Annotated in this window: 17 protein-coding genes and 2 pseudogenes; 15 read left to right on the plus strand and 4 right to left on the minus strand. The window is 51.7% G+C overall.

The window, feature by feature from the left end; genetic code table 11:
• The 7 genes from H6F86_RS25625 to H6F86_RS25655 all read left to right on the plus strand — a co-directional run.
• The coding region (locus H6F86_RS25625; RefSeq protein WP_206756103.1) for a hypothetical protein at window positions 1-269 on the plus strand (269 nt) is incomplete at its 5' end.
• Window positions 270-353: 84 nt separating this feature from the next.
• Window positions 354-950, plus strand: a complete 597-nt coding sequence (locus tag H6F86_RS25630) for a hypothetical protein (protein ID WP_190452642.1) — start codon at window positions 354-356, stop codon at window positions 948-950.
• A gap of 65 nt (window positions 951-1,015) precedes the next feature.
• Window positions 1,016-1,504, plus strand: coding sequence for a hypothetical protein (locus tag H6F86_RS25635; protein ID WP_190452643.1), 489 nt, complete (start codon window positions 1,016-1,018; stop codon window positions 1,502-1,504).
• Window positions 1,505-1,677: 173 nt separating this feature from the next.
• Window positions 1,678-2,334: a siphovirus Gp157 family protein gene (locus tag H6F86_RS25640; RefSeq protein ID WP_190452645.1), complete on the plus strand. Its 657-nt coding sequence runs from the start codon at window positions 1,678-1,680 to the stop codon at window positions 2,332-2,334.
• 341 nt (window positions 2,335-2,675) lie between these two features.
• Window positions 2,676-3,734, plus strand: a complete 1,059-nt coding sequence (locus H6F86_RS25645) for a hypothetical protein (protein WP_190452647.1) — start codon at window positions 2,676-2,678, stop codon at window positions 3,732-3,734.
• A gap of 254 nt (window positions 3,735-3,988) precedes the next feature.
• Entirely contained in the window at window positions 3,989-8,947 is a 4,959-nt protein-coding gene (locus tag H6F86_RS25650; protein ID WP_190452650.1) for a DNA methylase, read from the plus strand.
• 87 nt (window positions 8,948-9,034) lie between these two features.
• Window positions 9,035-10,099: a bifunctional DNA primase/polymerase gene (locus tag H6F86_RS25655; protein WP_190452652.1), complete on the plus strand. Its 1,065-nt coding sequence runs from the start codon at window positions 9,035-9,037 to the stop codon at window positions 10,097-10,099.
• A 167-nt stretch (window positions 10,100-10,266) separates the two neighbouring features.
• Here H6F86_RS25655 and tnpA (H6F86_RS25660) read toward each other — a convergent pair whose 3' ends face one another.
• Complete coding sequence (tnpA, locus tag H6F86_RS25660; protein WP_190452654.1) at window positions 10,267-10,683, minus strand: IS200/IS605 family transposase; 417 nt, start codon at window positions 10,681-10,683, stop codon at window positions 10,267-10,269.
• A 24-nt stretch (window positions 10,684-10,707) separates the two neighbouring features.
• On the opposite strand from tnpA (H6F86_RS25660), the gene H6F86_RS25665 reads away from it, so the two are divergent.
• From H6F86_RS25665 to H6F86_RS25690, 6 genes are all read left to right on the plus strand, one after another.
• Window positions 10,708-12,003 carry a transposase gene (locus H6F86_RS25665; RefSeq protein WP_347241103.1) on the plus strand — a complete coding sequence of 432 codons (1,296 nt, stop codon included), beginning with the start codon at window positions 10,708-10,710 and terminating at the stop codon, window positions 12,001-12,003.
• Window positions 12,004-12,015: 12 nt separating this feature from the next.
• Window positions 12,016-12,468, plus strand: a complete 453-nt coding sequence (locus H6F86_RS25670) for a hypothetical protein (RefSeq protein ID WP_206756104.1) — start codon at window positions 12,016-12,018, stop codon at window positions 12,466-12,468.
• Window positions 12,469-12,607: 139 nt separating this feature from the next.
• Window positions 12,608-13,399 (plus strand): IS5 family transposase, encoded by a 792-nt coding sequence (locus H6F86_RS25675; protein WP_190452659.1) that lies wholly within the window; start codon window positions 12,608-12,610, stop codon window positions 13,397-13,399.
• Window positions 13,400-13,549: 150 nt separating this feature from the next.
• Window positions 13,550-13,873 (plus strand): hypothetical protein, encoded by a 324-nt coding sequence (locus tag H6F86_RS25680; RefSeq protein ID WP_190452661.1) that lies wholly within the window; start codon window positions 13,550-13,552, stop codon window positions 13,871-13,873.
• A gap of 153 nt (window positions 13,874-14,026) precedes the next feature.
• Window positions 14,027-14,290 carry a helix-turn-helix transcriptional regulator gene (locus tag H6F86_RS25685; RefSeq protein WP_190452664.1) on the plus strand — a complete coding sequence of 88 codons (264 nt, stop codon included), beginning with the start codon at window positions 14,027-14,029 and terminating at the stop codon, window positions 14,288-14,290.
• 23 nt (window positions 14,291-14,313) lie between these two features.
• Entirely contained in the window at window positions 14,314-14,583 is a 270-nt protein-coding gene (locus H6F86_RS25690; RefSeq protein WP_190452665.1) for a hypothetical protein, read from the plus strand.
• On the opposite strand, the gene H6F86_RS25695 is transcribed toward H6F86_RS25690, so the two are convergent.
• Window positions 14,580-14,780, minus strand: a complete 201-nt coding sequence (locus H6F86_RS25695) for a hypothetical protein (protein WP_190452666.1) — start codon at window positions 14,778-14,780, stop codon at window positions 14,580-14,582. The two genes, H6F86_RS25690 and H6F86_RS25695, sit on opposite strands and share 4 nt — an antisense overlap.
• A gap of 66 nt (window positions 14,781-14,846) precedes the next feature.
• Window positions 14,847-15,278, minus strand: a complete 432-nt coding sequence (gene tnpA / locus H6F86_RS25700; RefSeq protein ID WP_199305514.1) for an IS200/IS605 family transposase — start codon at window positions 15,276-15,278, stop codon at window positions 14,847-14,849.
• A gap of 17 nt (window positions 15,279-15,295) precedes the next feature.
• Between tnpA (H6F86_RS25700) and H6F86_RS25705 the strand changes: the two genes are divergently transcribed.
• Together H6F86_RS25705 and H6F86_RS25715 are read left to right on the plus strand one after the other, a co-directional pair.
• Window positions 15,296-16,672, plus strand: a complete 1,377-nt coding sequence (locus H6F86_RS25705) for an IS200/IS605 family accessory protein TnpB-related protein (protein WP_190452668.1) — start codon at window positions 15,296-15,298, stop codon at window positions 16,670-16,672.
• A pseudogene (locus H6F86_RS25715) lies at window positions 16,669-17,447 on the plus strand (DUF4007 family protein). Before H6F86_RS25705 ends, H6F86_RS25715 begins: the two are co-directional and overlap by 4 nt.
• A gap of 51 nt (window positions 17,448-17,498) precedes the next feature.
• On the opposite strand, the pseudogene H6F86_RS25720 reads toward H6F86_RS25715, so the two are convergent.
• A pseudogene (locus H6F86_RS25720) lies at window positions 17,499-17,732 on the minus strand (hypothetical protein); the annotation flags it as partial.
• Between the last annotated feature and the right edge of the window lie 29 nt (window positions 17,733-17,761).

Below are 17,761 nucleotides of genomic sequence, written 5' to 3' on the forward strand. Positions count from 1 at the left end.
AAAAAAGGTGTGCAATATCCAGACGCGATACGATGGTTTCCATAGCTGAGACCGTTACTTCAAAACCAGTCTCAGCTTTTCTTGTGTCAATTTCTGTTCGTCGAACTCACGTTGATTTAGAAGAACTAGACGACTTCCCAGTCTTCCGCCACGCAGTTGTGAAGCTTGAAAGCGAAGGCGAAACCCTTTACCTTGACGGCTTTGGTCTGCATACAGAAGCCGAGTTCAGAGCCAAGTGGGTCCTTCCAGACGAGCAAAACAACTTCTAAATCGACGTTGAACCGCTTACCCCCGAAAATCTAGACCTTGCCGTCAGCAACTAGGGCGCTTACTTCCACAAAGGGACGGTTGCAGTGCTGACAGAGCTCTGTCGAGAAGGACTGAAAGCCGAAGCAGCGCAACTGCAAGCAGTTTTCAGTGAAGTACAGTCGCCGAAGCCAGCACGTTACTTGATAGACGCTGACTCGGAATGTTGCCCACAGTCAGATTCTACAGACGTCCAAACACAGACGTGTACTTTGACCCAGAGAGCCATTAAAGAAGGGCAGAAGCGAGGACACGAGCGCATTGAAATTATTGTCGCGTCGCTGAATGACTACCCAGACAACCTGAAGTGTTTACAGCCTTTAGTAGCAGCGGCTGAGGCTGGAGTAAGGAAAGAACAGGTGAGTAGTGAAATCGAGGGCAAAGCCCCGTTTCAAACTGAAGTTTATGAAAGCCCAGACGCAACGTTAGACCTGCTGAACCTCAAAGGCAACTCTGATAATCGACTCATTCTGATCAGCAACGGAAAAGGGGTAGGGACTCAACAAATGGTGCACCATGCTGAGAGCTTGGGAGTGAAGGTCATTGGGTACAACCTAGAGACAAAGAAGTATATTGGTGCGCCCTCACTAGCAGTACCTACGCCTACGAAGTCGGCTAAGGTCGCTAAAGACTCCGTACGTTAAGCCTTAACCTCAACTCCTCCCCTCACTTTGCTCATGAGGCAGGCAGAATCTCTCAAAACACTGCCATGCCTGCACTCACCCTTAGAAACTGCAACACAGACATACGGCTGGTACAAGCACTGGAGACGTCTAAGAAAACGTTAGCCGAACTCATTTACACACCCGGTCTTGCTAATGCCGTACTCGAAGCCAACGGTATGGCGGCGAGGCAAATTCTTGAGGTGACGCCTGACCTGGAAAGCACTACCGTCAACATTGCGTTCTACGCCTACGACGACAGCCGTCACTGCAAGACTGTTCCTTGTGAGGCGTTCTTAGAACCCTTCCGACTGCGACGCGCCTTGCGTAGCGGTGCCTACAAGCTAGCTTCCATTAATCCACAGCAAGCAGACCAACTCACGGCGCTCGCTAGGTGGTTGCCGCTTGCTCCTGAAGCAACCATTACAGCGGTTTACGAGAACAAGCATCGACCGGCACACTTAGTTGTCTGTGAAGCAACAGCAGACGGACAGACGCGCTACCCTGTACATGCCCTGACGCTCAAGCGCAATTAGCGGTGCTGCCAACCCACTCAGCACTCTGGAACGCTATGGGTCAACAACCGCTCTGCAAGCACCGACTCCGACACGAGCGGCAGTAAGCGCAAGGGTGAGGAGGAATACTCTCTTCTTCCTCCTTCGCCCCTCCTCGCATTGGCGCAGCACGTAAACGCTCGTCTAAGAGTCCCATGCCAAAACAGAAAACAGACAAACCAGGCAAAGTCTCAGAAACAACCACAGACATGACAGCACCTCTAGCAGCCCTGACAGCCGTGAGCAACGATTCTAAACCAGTGTCACTTTATGACGCTGAAACAGCCATGGTGCTACTGGAAGACGCTTTAGCACAAGCAGCAGAGGATAGCACTAGCGTTACAGAAGAGCAGTTGGAGACGGCTGCTAACGCCTTTCTAGAGGCCACAAATGCCGCTAAGGACGCTGTTGAACGCTATTGCTGGCTGATCTTCAATCGGTTAGCGCGCAGTGACGAACGCAAAGCCCAGGCGAAAGTCTGGGAGTCAAAGGCTAAAGACCTGAAGACGATCGCTCAACAGGACGAGTCTCTGGCAGTACGGCTGAAGCAAAAGCTTTTAGCCTTCCTTGATCGACGCGAAATCGCAAAGCTGGAAACCACAACATTCAAGCTCAGTGCTCGTAACAACGGTGGCAAGCAGCCGTTGGCTGTTGACGAGGACTACCCGATTCAGGACATCGCGCAATTCTACCCCAACTTGCTGAGGTTAGAAGTCGATAAAGACGCAGTCAGAGAGTTCCTGGAGAACGGTGGCGAACTCCCGTTTGCCCGCCTCGAAGAGCGGGGACGCAGCTTAGTCATCAAGCCGTAAAGCTGGTTTCCTTAAAAGACGAAAGGGCAGTTGAGCAAAAACTGCCCACAAATGACCCAAAGTGTCCCACTTTAAGCCAATTTTCACCCAGAATAGCCCGAATTGTCCTAATTTCACCCATGATAGACCAGACTGGGACAGTTTAGACCCAACGTGGCTAAAAACAGCCCAGTTAAGCCCAATTACCTATCTGTCACCCTCTTCCCCTCTCACCTTTCCTGTCCAGTAAGGGGGAACTTCATTCTTCAGACCTTCTTCCCATGGCTAAAGCAAACTCTAAGACTGCGGCAAGCAAAACAACCGTAGTGACCACAGCAACTAGTAAACAAGCAAAGTTACCAGTGACGTCTTTTTCATGTGGCAACCTGTCGCTTTTAAGTCTTCTGACCCGACCTTATACACGAGCAGGTTCAGCGCTCATTGGTCTGGAGGAACTCAGTCCCGACGAACAAACAATGTTTCTCAAGTTTCTTGAGTTTGCAGGCAAGCCACTGCAACCCCTCGACCTTACGAAAATTCTTCGTGTTTCGGTCGAATCCGACCCTGAGACGGGTGTACTGGCGCTGAAAAAGATCTCTTCCTTTTCAGTTGCGAAAGACGGAGACAAAATGGTGCTGACTCTCGGTGCAAACAACTGGGAGATCAAGCAGAAGAACACTGAAGCCGGTGCTGTATTCCAAGTCGGCAAGCTGACCTCACCCTTAAGCTGCAACAGCCCGAAAGACAACGAGTCTGTTGCTGCTTGGTTTAACTGGCGAGTCAAAGACACGACGGCTGGACAGGTCTACGAGTGGTCAGACTCTAAAGTCTGGTTACTTACCGAAGAACACGGCGAGGCCACAACTGTGCAAGACCTGCGTGGGGTCATGACTGATGGTGACGACCTTCTGCCACTACTGGCACTCAAACTTGTCTTACCAGAGCCGGTGTGGAAACTGGCTTACCCTGGAGGAGACGACACTCAAGAACAGCTCATGCTACCCCTAGAGTTTGACATTACTGGGGTGTCCATTAAAACGTACACGGGCGGCAGCGGCAGCGCGTCTCGCGTTGTCCATTTGAAAGGAGCACCGTATGAAACGGTTGCGGTCAGACGGAATGCTGCAAGCACAGTAGACGCACTAGTCAAAGCGGGAAAAACGACCTTTGAGATCGGTACTTACAAGCTCCAGATCTTCAGTGTCGAAATTGACAGCGAAGGCAAACATTTGACAGGACACCAAATCCTGCAAGGAAAAGCCGTTACGCTTGACATTGAAGCTGAAGAAGTGGAGTACGAGGAAGAAGACGTCGAAGCAGAGTACGAAACCGAAGTAGAAGACGTCGAAGCAGAGTACGAAGAGGAAGAACCTGAAGAAGCGGATGAGACCGAAGAGACCGAAGAGGAAGACGAGTACTAAACCGCTCTGTCCGCAGGTGTCCGTCCCCACAAGCTGAACGTAACTGGCTCTAGTCCTCGGATTAGAGCCTTGTTTCATGTCAACGACGGCATGAAAAAAGGGGGAGAGAGGGGCGGTCTTTCAACGAAAAAGTTATGTCAGTAGTTACAACCTGTGGTTCTGAGTCCGGGGTATGACGCAGGCTCCCGACCGCTTTCCCTCACCCTCAAGCTCACCACAGGCGACTGCAAGGGCAACTTTCAGCTTTAACGCACATGCTGCAACAATTTAAACTGACCAAACCCCAGACTCAAGCCACTAAGCCAGTCGTACCAAACACACATCTTGACCCAGAGTGGTTGCAACGTTCCAAGACCATGCGGCAAAAGGTTCGCGACACACTCACAGCCATTGAGACGGTCAAAGCGCTGCAAACAGGCAAACAGGAACGGACGGACACTGACGCGCAACGTCTGAGCCGTTACTGGGGCATGGGAGTGATGACGCCGTTGTTCAAAGTGCCCGTAGAAACAGCGTGGGTGAAAGACGCAGAGCAGCTGCAAGCACTACTGACCGACGAAGAGTACGCCAAGGTACGCTCGACCATTAACACGGCGTACTACACGCCCACGTACCTCATCGACTTCATTTACCGGGTGCTGGCACGGTTTGGCGTCAGGGGCGGTAACTTCCTTGAGCTTGGTTGTGGACCCGGTTGGTTTCTCGGACTGGCTCCTCAAGCGTGGAAAGTGAAGTGGACAGGGGTTGAAACAGAACCCATAAGTGCCGCGATCGCAGCACAGCTTTACCCACAAGCTGTAGTGGTCAATCGTCCGATTGAACGGACACGGTTAGCTTTTGACTTCGATGTGGCAGTAGGGAACGTCCCTTTCAGTGAAGTGGTGCCCTACGACCCACAGAGTCAGTTGCGTTCTCTCGGTGGTGTGCATGACTATTGCCTCATGCGCGAGATCGAAGCACTCAGACGCGGCGGCCTTGGGGCAGTGTTAACGTCCATTGGTACGCTTCAGTTCAAGAAGTCGCAACCCTTTCGTGAGTGGGCAGCCCAACGGGTGAGACTTATTGCCGCGCTCAAGCTACCAATGGGTGCCTTGAGTGAGAGTTCCAACACAGACGCAAGTTCCGACCTGCTGATCTTCCAGAAGCTCCAGGAAGACGAAGAGGGTAATGCTGATGAGTGGGTGAACCTGGTGGAAAGCCCGATCGTGAATGAAGAAACGCAAGAGCCGTTTCTCATGAATCAGTGGTTTCAGTCGCACCCAGAGCACCTGCTAGGCAAACTTGGGCGCGACAAGCTCTACGGTGCGGGACGGTTAGCGCTTGAACCAGAAGGCGATATCGAGGCCTTACTAGCAGGTGTCTTAGAACGCCTGCCACAGCAGCTCTATGAAGCACCCCGGTCACAGAAGCAGTACCAGGAACCAGACACAAAGGCGATGCCGCTCGACATGCAGGAGACTAAGCCCTTTGCCTTCGTATGGCACGAAAACGAACCGTGGCAGTGCCGGGACGGCATACTGAAGCGTGTGAAAGTCAAGGGCACAGTACGTAAGCGCTTATGGTGGCTCATCATGATCAAAGAAGCCGCCCGTAATGTTGTGCAAGTGCAATGGGAGTCTGACGACGACGAACAACTAAAAAAAGCACAGAAACGCTTAGAGCGGCTCTATGACGAGTTTACGGGTTTGAGCAACATGGGTTGGTTGCACAGTCAGGGCAACAGTAACGTCTTTGGGAACGACCCAGACTACCCATTACTGTTAGCCTTGGAGACATGGGATCCAGACTATCCAGAACTGACTCGCAAAGCAGACATTTTCAGCAGACGCACGATTAAGCACGTGCAGTCTGTGGACAAAGTAGAGTCTGCTGCAGAAGCGCTCGTTCAAAGTAACCTCGAACAGGGACGCATTGACCTAGAGTACATGAGCCACATCTACGGCAAGCCTGTAGATGAAATTCTGGTTGAACTTCAGAAAGAAGAGCATCCACTGGTCTTTCATGACCCGGTAACGCAGCAGTGGGTGTCTGAGGACGAGTACCTCAGTGGCAACGTCCGGGAACGGCTGGAAAAGGCAGAGCTAGCAGCTCGCACGGTCCCGAACTACCTGTTCAACGTCAAAGCACTCCAGGCAGTGCAGCTTAAACCAGTGGAACCGGGCAAAATTTATGCCCGACTGGGTTCCCCATGGCTACCACCAGAAGTCATTGTCGAATTCATTCGTTACGTGCTGGAGTTGCCAGCAACCCACAAAGTAACGGTCTACAAGAACCCGCGCTCGTCCAAATGGACGGTAGAAGGCGCTGACGTAAGTAGCCTGCTCAACACCAGTGAGTACGGCACCGATCGCGTGTCAGCAGCCAAGCTGATTGCTCAAGCCCTGAACCAAAAAACGCCCGTCGTTTACGACACACACCACGATACAACGACCAAGAACCAGGCTGAGACCCGTAAGGCAATGGTCAAACAGGACAGGCTCAAAGACCTGTTTAAACGGTGGGTGTGGCAGGACTGGGAACGTGCGACCAGACTGGCTGAAATTTACAACCGTGACTTCAACTGCTTCCGACGTCGCAAGTTCAATGGTTCACACCTGATTGGCAAGATCAAAGGGATTTCAGAGGTTTGGCAACAGCGGTTGTCTAACCCAAAACGGCTCTACCAGTACAACACCATTTGGCGCATGGTCAAAGCTGGCAACACGCTGGTACAGCATCCTACAGGCGCAGGGAAGACCGCAATCGCTATTGTGGCGAGTCAGCTCATGCGGCAGTACCAACTGTGCTATAAGCCCTGCCTAGTTGTCCTGGATCACCTGGTGCTACAGCAAGCAGCAGAGGCAGTCCAAATTTACCCTGGTCTACAAGTACTGACCATTAGTACGAAAGACTTAGAGGGTGCTCGCAAACGGCAGGAGTTTCAGGCTCGGATTGGTACAGGTGCCTGGGATTTAGTGGTTTGCTCTCAGACCGCGCTGAAAATGCTGTCACTACTGCCAGAGACCATTAACAAGTTTGTGGAAGACGCTGTTGAGGCAGCCGAAGACGGGTTCTACAACTCAGGGCGGAACAACAAACGCGGTGCCACTAAGAACCTGGAAAAGGCGAAAGACCGCGCAAAGCAAAAGACTGAAGCAGCAGTTGAAGGCGGCAAACGTGACCAGATCTATTTTGAGCACACTGGTATTGGTCGTCTGTTCATCGACGAGTCTCAGGAGTACCTGGGGCTGCAAACAAACACCCAAATGACGGGTGTACTGGGTGTTATGGGTTCTGTGTCCCAGAAGGCACAAGACCTGTATTACAAGTCCCGCTACCTGGCAGAAACCTACGGGGAAGGCAAGTGCATGTACTTGCTAACCGCCACACCGATTCGTAATACGCTTGGTCAGTTCTGGGTCAACCTCAAGTTCTTGTGCCCACAAGTGTTGGAACAGCGTGGTATTGCGGCGTTTGACGACGCGATTAGCGTGTTCGCCGAGGCAAAGACTAGTGTCGAAATTACTGCTGCTGGCATTCTAGAGCTAAAGACCCGACTGGCAAGCTGGTCAAACAAACCTGAAATGCAGGCGCTCTGGTTCCTGGTCAGTGACTTAGTGAAAGAGTCTGAACTGGACATTGAGAAACCAGAGTGCGAGTACATCATTCGCGAAGTCCCTGCCAGTCCCTCACAGCTGAAGTTCTTCGACTCTGTAGCAGAGCGTGCCCGCAGCTGCCGTGGGAAACGGATTAAGAAGGGAGACGATAACATTCCCTGGATCACCAGTGACGTGAAGCAGGGAGTCATTGACCTGAGACTATTGCCACAAGGGACGTTGAGACGGTTCCTGACTGACGAGGAAATTGGTGGACTGGGTGACGAGTTTACCAAAGCCCGGCTGCTACTGGAGGACGTCTATGAAAGTTGGGCTCATCCGCAACACCAGGAGGAACAGGCAACTCAACTAATTTTCTGCGACGCGGGCACCCCGAACACAGAAGGACGCTTCTCGAGCTACCGCTGGTGGAAGCAGCAGCTCATTGAGAAGGGTGTACCGGAGTCTGAAATTGCGTTCGCACACGACGCCACGACTGACCAACAGAAAGCTGACATGACACGGAAATTCCGAGAGGGCGTGATCCGCATTCTGTTCGGTAGCACAAGAAAACTTGGTGCTGGGACACACTTTCCCGATCGGCTGCTAGAAGTGCGGCACGTGGACTGTCCGCTGCGACCAATCGACCGCTGGCAACGGGACGGGCGGCAGATCAGACCAGGGAACCGGTACAAGAAGGTACGCAACTACAGCTACGTCACGACTGGGAAGCCGTACCAGAACGAGAAGCACAAAACCATTCAGGGTCTTAGTCCGGACTCGTACCTGTACGAAGTGAACTTGCGAAAAGCCAACTTCATTCTCGCTGGCTTCTACGAAGAGTCCGACGAGCGCACAATGGAGGACATTGACGAAACGACGCTAGATTTTGCCACGCTGGTAGCGACAGCAACCGGTGATCCACGGTTTAAGGAGAAGGTCGCACTGGACAACACCATTAGCGGTCTGCTGCTGGAAGAGTTGTCCTACCAGGGTACTCAAGCTGTAGTGAAGCAAAAGCTGCACATGTTACCCCGCATGATTGACGAAGCCCGCGCACGGTTAGAGCGCTATGAGTCCGACCGGATCACACGCCAGCCGACCAGTGCCAAGCAGTTCTCAATCACACTCAACGGTACTGTTTTCAAGAAACGTGCTGAAGCCGGTGAGGCTCTACAGGCAATTGCTGACGCGTCGTACAAACAGAAGCGTGACGGGTACGAGGACATTGGCACGTTCGCTGGGTTTCAACTCATGCTGCAAAACTTGCCAGTGAGTAACCAAACCTTGCTCCACCTGAAAGGGAAACAGATGTACACCTCAGTCGTACGTGACACTCCTAAAGGGACGTTGCAAGCGCTGGAAGCGGCTCTGGACAATATTGAGAAGCAAATCACCGAAACCACGGAGCAACTTGAACAGTATCGGGCTGAACAAGTAGCACTGCAACCGATTGTCAACAAACCGTTTGAGCAAGCCGCCGCACTGGAAGCGGCACTAAAACGACAAGAGGAGCTAAACCGTGAGTTAGGCGTGGTGGAGCAAGGAGCGGAGGACGCCGCAACGCCAAAAACGGCACCAACCGCAACGGCAGTAGCAACAACAGCGGTAGCAGTAGAAGCCGCGGTAACGGTATAGCACTCGTTACCACGGCTTCTACTGTCTAAAGGGAAGGCAGTCACGCTGCTTTCCCTATCACAACGCTCTTTCCTCAAAACAACATAGATGAACACGCCTAGGCTCGAAGCGTTCTGCCGCAGCGTGGGGCAGGCTTGGTATAGTCCCAATGATCAGGTCAATGAAGCGATTCAGTGGCTGTTGGAGTATGGGTATCCAGTCCTACCGATCGCGCCTCAAAATGAACAAACTATAGTTAAAGGCAAACTGCTTTACAGCGGCAAAAATCCGTCCTACCTAGACCGTTATGCCAAAGCAGTTTTAGTCAACCACATACAGTTTCAGCACCGTCTGCCATGCCAGGACGAACTGAAGCGTTGGTTTGCCCATGCAGCCACAGGTGTAGCTACTCTGGGCGGTTGGCAAAACACAGTCTGGATCGACATTGACCGTAAGCATTTTGCCACCACAGAAGCTTGCAACGCCGTTGCTAGACGGTTATTGCAGCAAGCGTCGTTAAAACACACTTTCGTTGAACGAACCCAAAGCGGTGGCTACCACATTGGGGTACGGTGTCGGCAACTGCCTGACTTCACTCGGTGTTGCTTGAGCCACTCCCAGTTAAGGCTAGGTGAACTGCTGGGCGCTGGCAAAGTGTGTGTTATGGCACCAACCCAAGGCGTAGACGGTAGCTACCAATCGCTAAGTCGGGCTGAACCAGTCTGGGTGAATCAAATTACCGATCTGGGTATAGCCCCAAAACGACAGCCAAAGCCACAACCAAAGGACTGGAGTGCAAACGCCAGCAACATGTCCCACAGCCTTGGGACAGGCACCGTTAGCTTGGAACGGCTGTTAAGCCGACGTGTCCAAAACCTCGTTCTTAACCAGCCCACTAAAGGCGATCGTAGCGAAGCCTTGACCGCTGTTGCTAGAGAAGCGTTTGGTTGGGAATGGTTTGCCAGCCAATACGGCGTGCAGGTTAGCCCTGACGCTGAGTCTTTCTGTTTGGCACTGGGTCACCGCTGGCAATTAGACATTGGTCGTGTGCAACGCATACTTAACAGCACCTCTTACGGCAGACCAGTACGTGATTCCACACCAAGTCTTTACACAATCTCAGGAGCCAGCGCCTGTTTAGGCAAACTCCGTTGGGCCAGACACCACCATTAGGTGAGGCAGCTAAAACCAGACACAGACAACTCTCCCACCCATTTCCCTACTCCCCTTCTGACGAAGCGGCAGAGCAGTTGTTTCGTTTAACGGGTAGACGGGAAATCCCCGGTCTTCTACAAGCCGGGGATGAGAGGCGCGGCAATGAAGCGAAGCGAAGTTGCTAACTAAGTTGCCGGGGAGTCCTGATTTTGAATGTACTGTTTCAACACTTCAATCGGTGCCCCACCAGTAGACGCAACAAAGTATTGATCACCCCAAAGCACATCTTTCCAATAAAACTTACTCAATTCGTCGACAAATTCTTGTCTTAGAATGCGACTAGAAGCTGATTTGAGGCTACCCATCAAGCTAGAGATGTTGTTGTTTGGATGCAGATCAATCAAGAGATGGATGTGGTTAGCTTCTGCACCACACTCCTTAAGGGTGCATTTTCGCGTTTCCAATACTCGCGTAAAGATTTCCTCTAGCCGTTTGACCATTGCTGCATTGAAAACGTGCTTGCGATACTTGGGGACAAAAAAGACGTGTAAGTGAATTGAGAAAACACAGTGTGAAGCTTTCCTGTAGCCAGTCTTGGGCATGATAACTCAAGCTATAATAACCTCGTGATTGTAACCCGCAGAATTACTTTCAGGCTGTATCCAAAACCCGCTCAAGAGCGCAAGCTGTATGAGTGGCGACGGTTGCATTGTTATCTTTACAACTCTGCTTTGGCAGACAGAAAGGATAGCTATCAAAAGCTTGGCAAGTCTGTAGGTTACTTCGACCAACAGAACCGCCTGCCCGAGTTTAAAGCAGTGTGGACTGAGTTCATTGAGCTTGGATCACAGGCGTTGCAAGCTACGCTTAAGCGGCTTGATTTTGCGTTTCAACGCTTCTTCAAGGGCTTGGGTGGTTACCCTCGGTTTCAGTCCATCCGCAACTATTCAGGTTGGACGTACCCTGCAACAAGTGGTTGGAAGGCTCATACAACGGGCAATAACGGGTATCTGGAACTGTCTAATTTGGGGCAGATTCAGATGCGCGGCAAAGCGCGCACCTGGGGCGTTCCTACTACTTGCACCATCGTCTATCGACATGGCAAGTGGTACGCCTCTATCACGGTCAAGTGTGAGCCTGCAAGAAAGACTGAAGACGGTGCGATAGGGCTTGATTTTGGCACACTGACGGCAATCGCTTTGAGTGATGGTCAAAAGATTGAAAACCCCCGCTATCTGGCTGCTACTCAAGCAAAAGTCAGGCAAGCATCAAAACAGAAACGGAGGAAGAGGGCACCCCATCGCAAGCTTAAGATCAAGGGTTCGCGTCGCTGGAAGAAAGCCCAACAGCGAGTGTCAAAGCTTGTCCGTAAGGCGGCTAGACAGCGCACAGATTGGGCGCATAAACGCACGGCAGAGATCGTGAGCTACAACAGCCTCGTCGTGACGGAAAAACTCAATATCAAAGGCATGACCAGCAAAGCCAAAAAGGGTAAGCGGAAACACCAAAAGACTGGCTTGAACCGTTCCATCTTGGATGTGGGCTGGGGCATGATGCGCGGGATGTTGGCGTACAAAGAGACGGAGGCGAATGGGATTTACCTGGAAGCACCGACTCAAAAACTCAAGCCATCGCAGCGCTGCCCTGAATGCTGGCAAGTCAAACCAAAGACTCTGGAGGAACGCCTTCATGTCTGCCCCTGTGGTTGCACACAGGATCGAGATGTGGCGTCTGCCAGAGTTTGCCTGCTTTGGGCAAGAGGGTTAGGAACTAGCCTTCTCGAAGATGCAGATCAGTTCGGCTCTACCAAAAGCCCCAAGCATACTGGAGGCTTTCGGCAACTGGCTGAAACGAAGCGTCAGAAACTCCGCAATCTAGAGGACTCTGGGTTAGAAACCCCGTCCTCCTATGAGGCGGGGTAGTTCATAAACCTGGTGATTGAGTACGCCGAACTTATGGGCATGAGCCAGGAAGACGTGCAAGCGTCAGGAGTTACGCTTGCACAAATGCAGGCAGAAGTAGCAAAGCGACGGACAGGCACCAGCGTAGTGACAGGAATGGGCAAAGCTGGAGCAACGGCACCAGTACCGTGGGTGACTATTGGAAGCTATGTTAAGGTAGCGCTTGAAAGTGTTGGGAACGCCGCTGCTCTTGCCATTAGAGACGACGGTATTACTGTAACGGTCGATCCCAATTGCACCATCGAAATCCATGCCCTGCGGACAGCCCCTAGTCAACAATTGACACTCCAAGCCAATTTGCTACGGGGCGGCGAAGCCGTAGCAGTGGACTTCAATCAGGACTACACAGCCCTGTCCTGTGTCTGTGCTGCATGGGTGATCGAACCCGGAATCAGACAGGCAATCAAACAAATGGAAACAGAGTAGGCAGCAGCAGACGCCGCTGACAATGCACAAGCGGAAAGTTTCTAAGAGGATGTTTGGAAAGTAGCAAATAGTACCAGTAGAGAGGCAAGCTTCCCGGGCGCTAGGCTGAATCATAACAACAACAGCCCTCCAGGAAGCCATGACTCTAGCCTACGCGAGCGAACTGACGCTTGAACAATTTGAGTTGCTTGAATCCTTACTCCCCCCTGCTGCCAACACTGGCAGACTGCGCAGTGTCAACCTGATGATGGTGGTGCCAGCCATCCTCTACGTGCTGGTCAGTGGTTGTGCATGGCGACTGTTGCCATGCACGTACCCGCCGCCCTCAACGGTCTATTACTACTTCCGCAAATGGCGTAACGACGGCAGTTGGAAGCGCATTCATGATCACCTGATGCAGTGGGTGCGAGTGGCAGAGGGGCGTGCGCCTAGCCCCAGTGCAGGCAGTCTCGATTCTCAAAGCGTGCCCACTGCTGTCATGGTGCAGCAAGCAGTCGGCTATGACGTGGGTAAAAAGACCAAAGGTCGCAAACGCTTCACCCTAGTCGATACCTTGGGGTTGTTGCTGGCGCTCAAAGTTGTCGCTGCCAGCACCCCTGAGCGCGAGGGCGCAAAGCAATTGCTCCAACAAGTGCATCAAGAGCGCCAGCGCCTACCTCGGCTCGTGCGCCTTTGGGTCGATGGTGGCTTCGCCGGTGAGGACTTCCGGCATTGGGTCATGGGCACCTTCTGTTTAATCCTTGAAACAGTGCTGCGCCCACAGGCAACCAAAGGCTTTATCCTGTTGCCAAAGCGCTGGGTAGTGGAGCGTACTTACGGTTGGTTGCATTGGTGCCGTCGGCTGAATGTTGATTATGAGCGATTGCCTGAGTCCTCGGAGGCGTTCATCTACATTGCGATGATTCGGCTCATGCTACGAAGGCTTGCTTAAGCCTTTTGAGACCTTCTCCGTATTTCTAAACATCCTCTAAAGCAGACCAGGAAAAGACGGTAGAGGACACAGCACGACCACCAAGCGCGCCCCTCCACCCCACTTCTGCCCCTGACGTGGCAACAGGCTGTACTTCAGCTTGTAACAACCATGCAACTCAAAGGTAACGGTTACAACGTCAGCGAGGACTTTCAACGCGACAGCCGACTTGAACGTCAGTTTCCTCATGGAGGTCAACTTCCCGACTCACCCAACGCAGTGTCTGGACATGAGTATGAGCGGTGTATGCTGCCCTGTCCAAACCCCCAGTGCCCTTACTACGGGTGGTTACGGACAGGCGAATTTACCATTGGGACGCCAGGTTGGGACTGTGAAGCGTTCATGTCAACGTTACTTAGTAGAGACGTAACGCCGCTCGAAACCCCGGTTCTAACCCTACCAACTAGACCACACACGCTGAAAGCGCTCGTCTAGTGACAGCGTACTGCCTTGGCTCAAACAGAGTCAGGGCAGCGTTTTTGCAAAAGAAATGCCTGCTAGCAAAACGTTACGGAAGTGCAGGCATTCCACATTTAAGACCGAAATCCCAAAAAAAGCCAATCAGACCAAACCCCAAAAAAGGACAATATGGACGAAGCAGGTTCGCTTATTCGGACAGCACGCAAGCTGAAACACCTGAGCCAGAGGGCGTTGGCGAAACAAACTGGAATTGACTTTACTTACGTGTCTAAGATCGAGAAAGGCAAACTGGAGTATGCACCAAAAGCGGCGGTCTTAGCAAAACTAGCGGCTTGTTTGGAGTTGGACTTGTGTGAACTTAAACGGCTCTATGGTCAGCCGCTCACCGAATGGCTACCAAGTACAGTATTCTTACCAGACTATGTTGGGTAAAAGGCAAAGCAAAGGGGGAAAACATGAACAACAAAGAGACGGAAACCAACCTGCTTTTACCAAAAGAAACGTTTGTGCAACTGCTGCAAAAGCTGCATGCGATCGCTGACGAACTGGAACCGACAACAGCAGTAGAGACCCTTTGCCACAGCGATTCAGCACTGCAACACCCAAGACTAATGCAGTACGTTTGCGGCACTGAACACCTGAACTTAGCGATCGGGTACTTAAGCCGAGCGTTTGGCATTGAAGACACAGCACCGACAGAGCAAGACCCTGAAGCAGCGGGTTAAACATGCGTCAACTCTACCTCTTTAAGCAGGTACCGAAAGCCCGGTACGGTGGGCATGAAGGCGTTCTGCCCAAGAAACATTGGCTTAAACGTGCCATAACGTCGGCGCTCAGAGATCCGCACTTCTGGTGCCAACCGGAACCACTGAGTTGGGGACTTACGCCAACCATGTTGAACAGGATTAGCCTTAACCCCCATCCTCGCTTGCAGGTGGGGGTTAAGGCGCGGCAATGGAGCGGAGCGGAGTTGCCAATAGGTGTCGGACTAATCACTATAGCCTTGCGCTTCGATGTACTTTTTCAGCACATCCAGAGAAGCTCCACCAGAAGAAACAGCACAATAACCACGCTTCCAGAAGAAAGGCTTCCAGTAATAGGGTTTAAGGAAGTCCTTAAATTCTTTACGAATCTCTCGACTGGTAATGGTTTTGAGGATTTCAGCCAACTTTGCCTCGGCGATGGTTGGGTGCCGCTCAATCAAAAGATGGATGTGGTCTTTCGTCCCTAAATCAGCTTTGCACTCTAACAGTTCGCATCTTTGTGTGGTACACAGCTTTTGCAGCAGTGTGAGCAATCTTTGCTCAACCTCTACAGTAATCACAGGATGACGGTATTTTGTGACAAACACCATGTGAGTCTGTAAGCTGCAAACACAATGAGCATAATGCTTTAACTTTCTAGACACGTTTAACAGCATGATGATACAATTGTTCTATGGTAAAGCAGAAGCCCATCATTAGGACAGACAAATGGAGCCTTAACCCCTCTGCCCTGCAACGTTTGTTGTTTGCAGAAACGGTTCAGGTTTACCGTCGTTTGTGCAGGCATCTGGTGGGCATTGTCTTTACGCATTGGGCAGAGTTGGGAGGTTTGTCGAATCAGAAAGTCATTCCTGCTGTTGAGCGACTCATTCACCAAACGACTCAAAAGCCTCATGTGAAATACCCTGGCATCGACCGAGTGTTTCACAAGTTCCCCAGCTACTACCGTAGAGCCGCGATTGCCTTTGCGGTTGGACAGGTGAGCAGCTTTGTCACTCGCTACCAAGAGTGGCAGTCAGGCACCCGCAGCAGGCGCGATGCCAAACCGCCAACCCTGAATCCGAACGCAGGCTGTTACCCCGTTCTGTATCGGGGTCAATGCTACAAATTGCATGGCACCGACCGGATTGAGATCAAGGTCTTCACGGGCACTGACTGGGTTTGGACGACTGTGCAAATCTCAGGCTTGAGAGAGCGGCATGAAGTAGACAGCAACAAATTACTGTCCCCTTCGCTGATCTGCAATCAGCAAGCTTGCCATCTCTCTGTGCCCTTTGAGTGTCATCCAGTCAAACGGCAACCTGATCAAACTGTGGTGGCTATTGATCTGGGTATCAATACCACTGCAACTGTGACGGTCGTGACTTTCAACGGTACTGTAAACCATCGTGAATTCATTCACCCTGGCAGAGACATAGACCGTCGAGACAAACGCCTGAAGTCGGTTGCCATAAGAGCCAGCAAAACGATGGGTAAGGGCGGCAAGCTCCACAAGGGCTTTTGTTCCAACACCTATCGCAAATGCCGCCATCTCAACCAGCAAATCGCTCACATCGTCTCCAAGCGAATCGTGGTGCTTGCCAAGCAGTTCAACGCTGAAGCTATCGTCTTTGAGCATCTGAAGGGGTGGAGGGCAACAGGTGGGCGGAAACGTTCCAACCTGCGCCAACGCTTTCATGGGTGGCTCAAAGCCATGATCCGGGACTATACCGAGATGAAGTGGCAAGAGGTGGGTGGCAAAACCATCGACATTGTTGCCGCTTATACTTCAAAGCTGGCTTATGACGGTTCTGGGGTGGTGCAGCGTGACTCTAAAAACTACGCTTTAGCAAAATTCACCTCTGGTAAGCGCTATAACTGCGACCTCAATGGTTCCCAAAATACCGCCGCCAGAGGCATTCTTAAGCTCACTCGCCGAAAGGACAGTGAGGGATGTTCCAGCAAAAGTTCTGGACGTTCGCCTAGAAGCTGGGCTTGTTTGTGTGATCTGTGGACTCGCAATCTTCAGGTTAGCACCGACACCATCACCTCGCGTCAACAGGTGGTGTGAGCTTCATAGCTGCAAAGCACTGGGCGATCGCGTTCAAGCTGCTTGAACCACAGGGGGAAGGGAAATACTACAACGTCTCCGAGTTTGCTCGAAAGCTGCTGCTGGACGACGGCAGTGACCCGTACCTGGAAGACCCACAGTCACAGTGGTTGTTGCACTGGAACCTGCTGCGTGAGCCGTGTTACCTGAAGACATGGCAATGGTTCTTCACCAGTTCTACTCAACTGAGTTTGATCCAGAGTACGCGTCAAGACAGTACGTTGAGTATATGCGCAACGCAGGAGATACCGTTGCCGAATCGGCGCTAGCAGCAGACTTACAGTGCCTTTACAACCTGTATTTGGACAGCAAAGAGGGGCACTTGGAAGACCAGTTAATGGCGCTGTTCACAGACTTGTCGTTACTGCGAGACAGTAGCGGTGGAACTAAAGGCAATCACCAGACCATTGTGCTTAAAAAACGCCTTGGACTCAAGCCAGAATTGAGTGCTGAAGTGCTGCTGTACGCCTGTCTGGAGTATACGCAACAAAGCTACGGTAAGGTACAGCTCATTGCACTGAAGGAGTTGCTGTACGCACCGAATAGCCCTGGTCTAGTGTTTTGGATAGGTCAATACCAACTAGAAGGCGTCATTGATCAGTGGTGTCGTCAGTTCAAATGGTTGCATCACAGTGCCTCTGCTGACCTCAACCAGTTGTCGTGGGACTTGCCCACTGCTGAATGCTTACAAGTTGTATGGCGAAAATTGTATCGTCTAGAAACCACAGAAGCTTAGAGCCTATCACGGACTTTGACAGCAGGTAAGTCATCCAAAAGGTAATGCCTTTTAGGAAAGGATAGAGGGAATACATAGATTTTGTGCTGCAAGGCGGTATCTGCGTTGCTGATTGTAGTAATGGCTAAAGTTCCAGAGCGCACGAATGTGATTGTCCAACTGCTTCAAGAAGGACAAGGTTTTACGGACTAAGCGCGACACTCGGTGTCTCAGTATATGGTTGAAACGCTCAATGTCATTGATCAAACCAGTTTCCTTTCCTACGGCTCGATGTCGCTTGAGCGGTAGGGGGTCGTGCTGTTTAAAGAGGACGT

Source organism: Phormidium sp. FACHB-592, from assembly GCF_014695795.1.
Lineage (GTDB): Bacteria > Cyanobacteriota > Cyanobacteriia > Leptolyngbyales > Leptolyngbyaceae > Stenomitos.

Bases quoted from the DNA above. Each gene is read 5' to 3' on its own strand.
- H6F86_RS25635 (WP_190452643.1), top strand. From the start codon at position 1,016: ATGCCTGCACTCACCCTTAGAAACTGCAACACAGACATACGGCTGGTA.
- H6F86_RS25640 (WP_190452645.1), top strand. From the start codon at position 1,678: ATGCCAAAACAGAAAACAGACAAACCAGGCAAAGTCTCAGAAACAACC.
- H6F86_RS25650 (WP_190452650.1), top strand. From the start codon at position 3,989: ATGCTGCAACAATTTAAACTGACCAAACCCCAGACTCAAGCCACTAAG.
- H6F86_RS25655 (WP_190452652.1), top strand. From the start codon at position 9,035: ATGAACACGCCTAGGCTCGAAGCGTTCTGCCGCAGCGTGGGGCAGGCT.
- tnpA (WP_190452654.1), bottom strand. From the start codon at position 10,683: ATGCCCAAGACTGGCTACAGGAAAGCTTCACACTGTGTTTTCTCAATT.
- H6F86_RS25675 (WP_190452659.1), top strand. From the start codon at position 12,608: ATGACTCTAGCCTACGCGAGCGAACTGACGCTTGAACAATTTGAGTTG.
- H6F86_RS25680 (WP_190452661.1), top strand. From the start codon at position 13,550: ATGCAACTCAAAGGTAACGGTTACAACGTCAGCGAGGACTTTCAACGC.
- H6F86_RS25685 (WP_190452664.1), top strand. From the start codon at position 14,027: ATGGACGAAGCAGGTTCGCTTATTCGGACAGCACGCAAGCTGAAACAC.
- H6F86_RS25690 (WP_190452665.1), top strand. From the start codon at position 14,314: ATGAACAACAAAGAGACGGAAACCAACCTGCTTTTACCAAAAGAAACG.
- H6F86_RS25695 (WP_190452666.1), bottom strand. From the start codon at position 14,780: ATGGGGGTTAAGGCTAATCCTGTTCAACATGGTTGGCGTAAGTCCCCA.
- tnpA (WP_199305514.1), bottom strand. From the start codon at position 15,278: ATGCTGTTAAACGTGTCTAGAAAGTTAAAGCATTATGCTCATTGTGTT.
- H6F86_RS25705 (WP_190452668.1), top strand. From the start codon at position 15,296: ATGGTAAAGCAGAAGCCCATCATTAGGACAGACAAATGGAGCCTTAAC.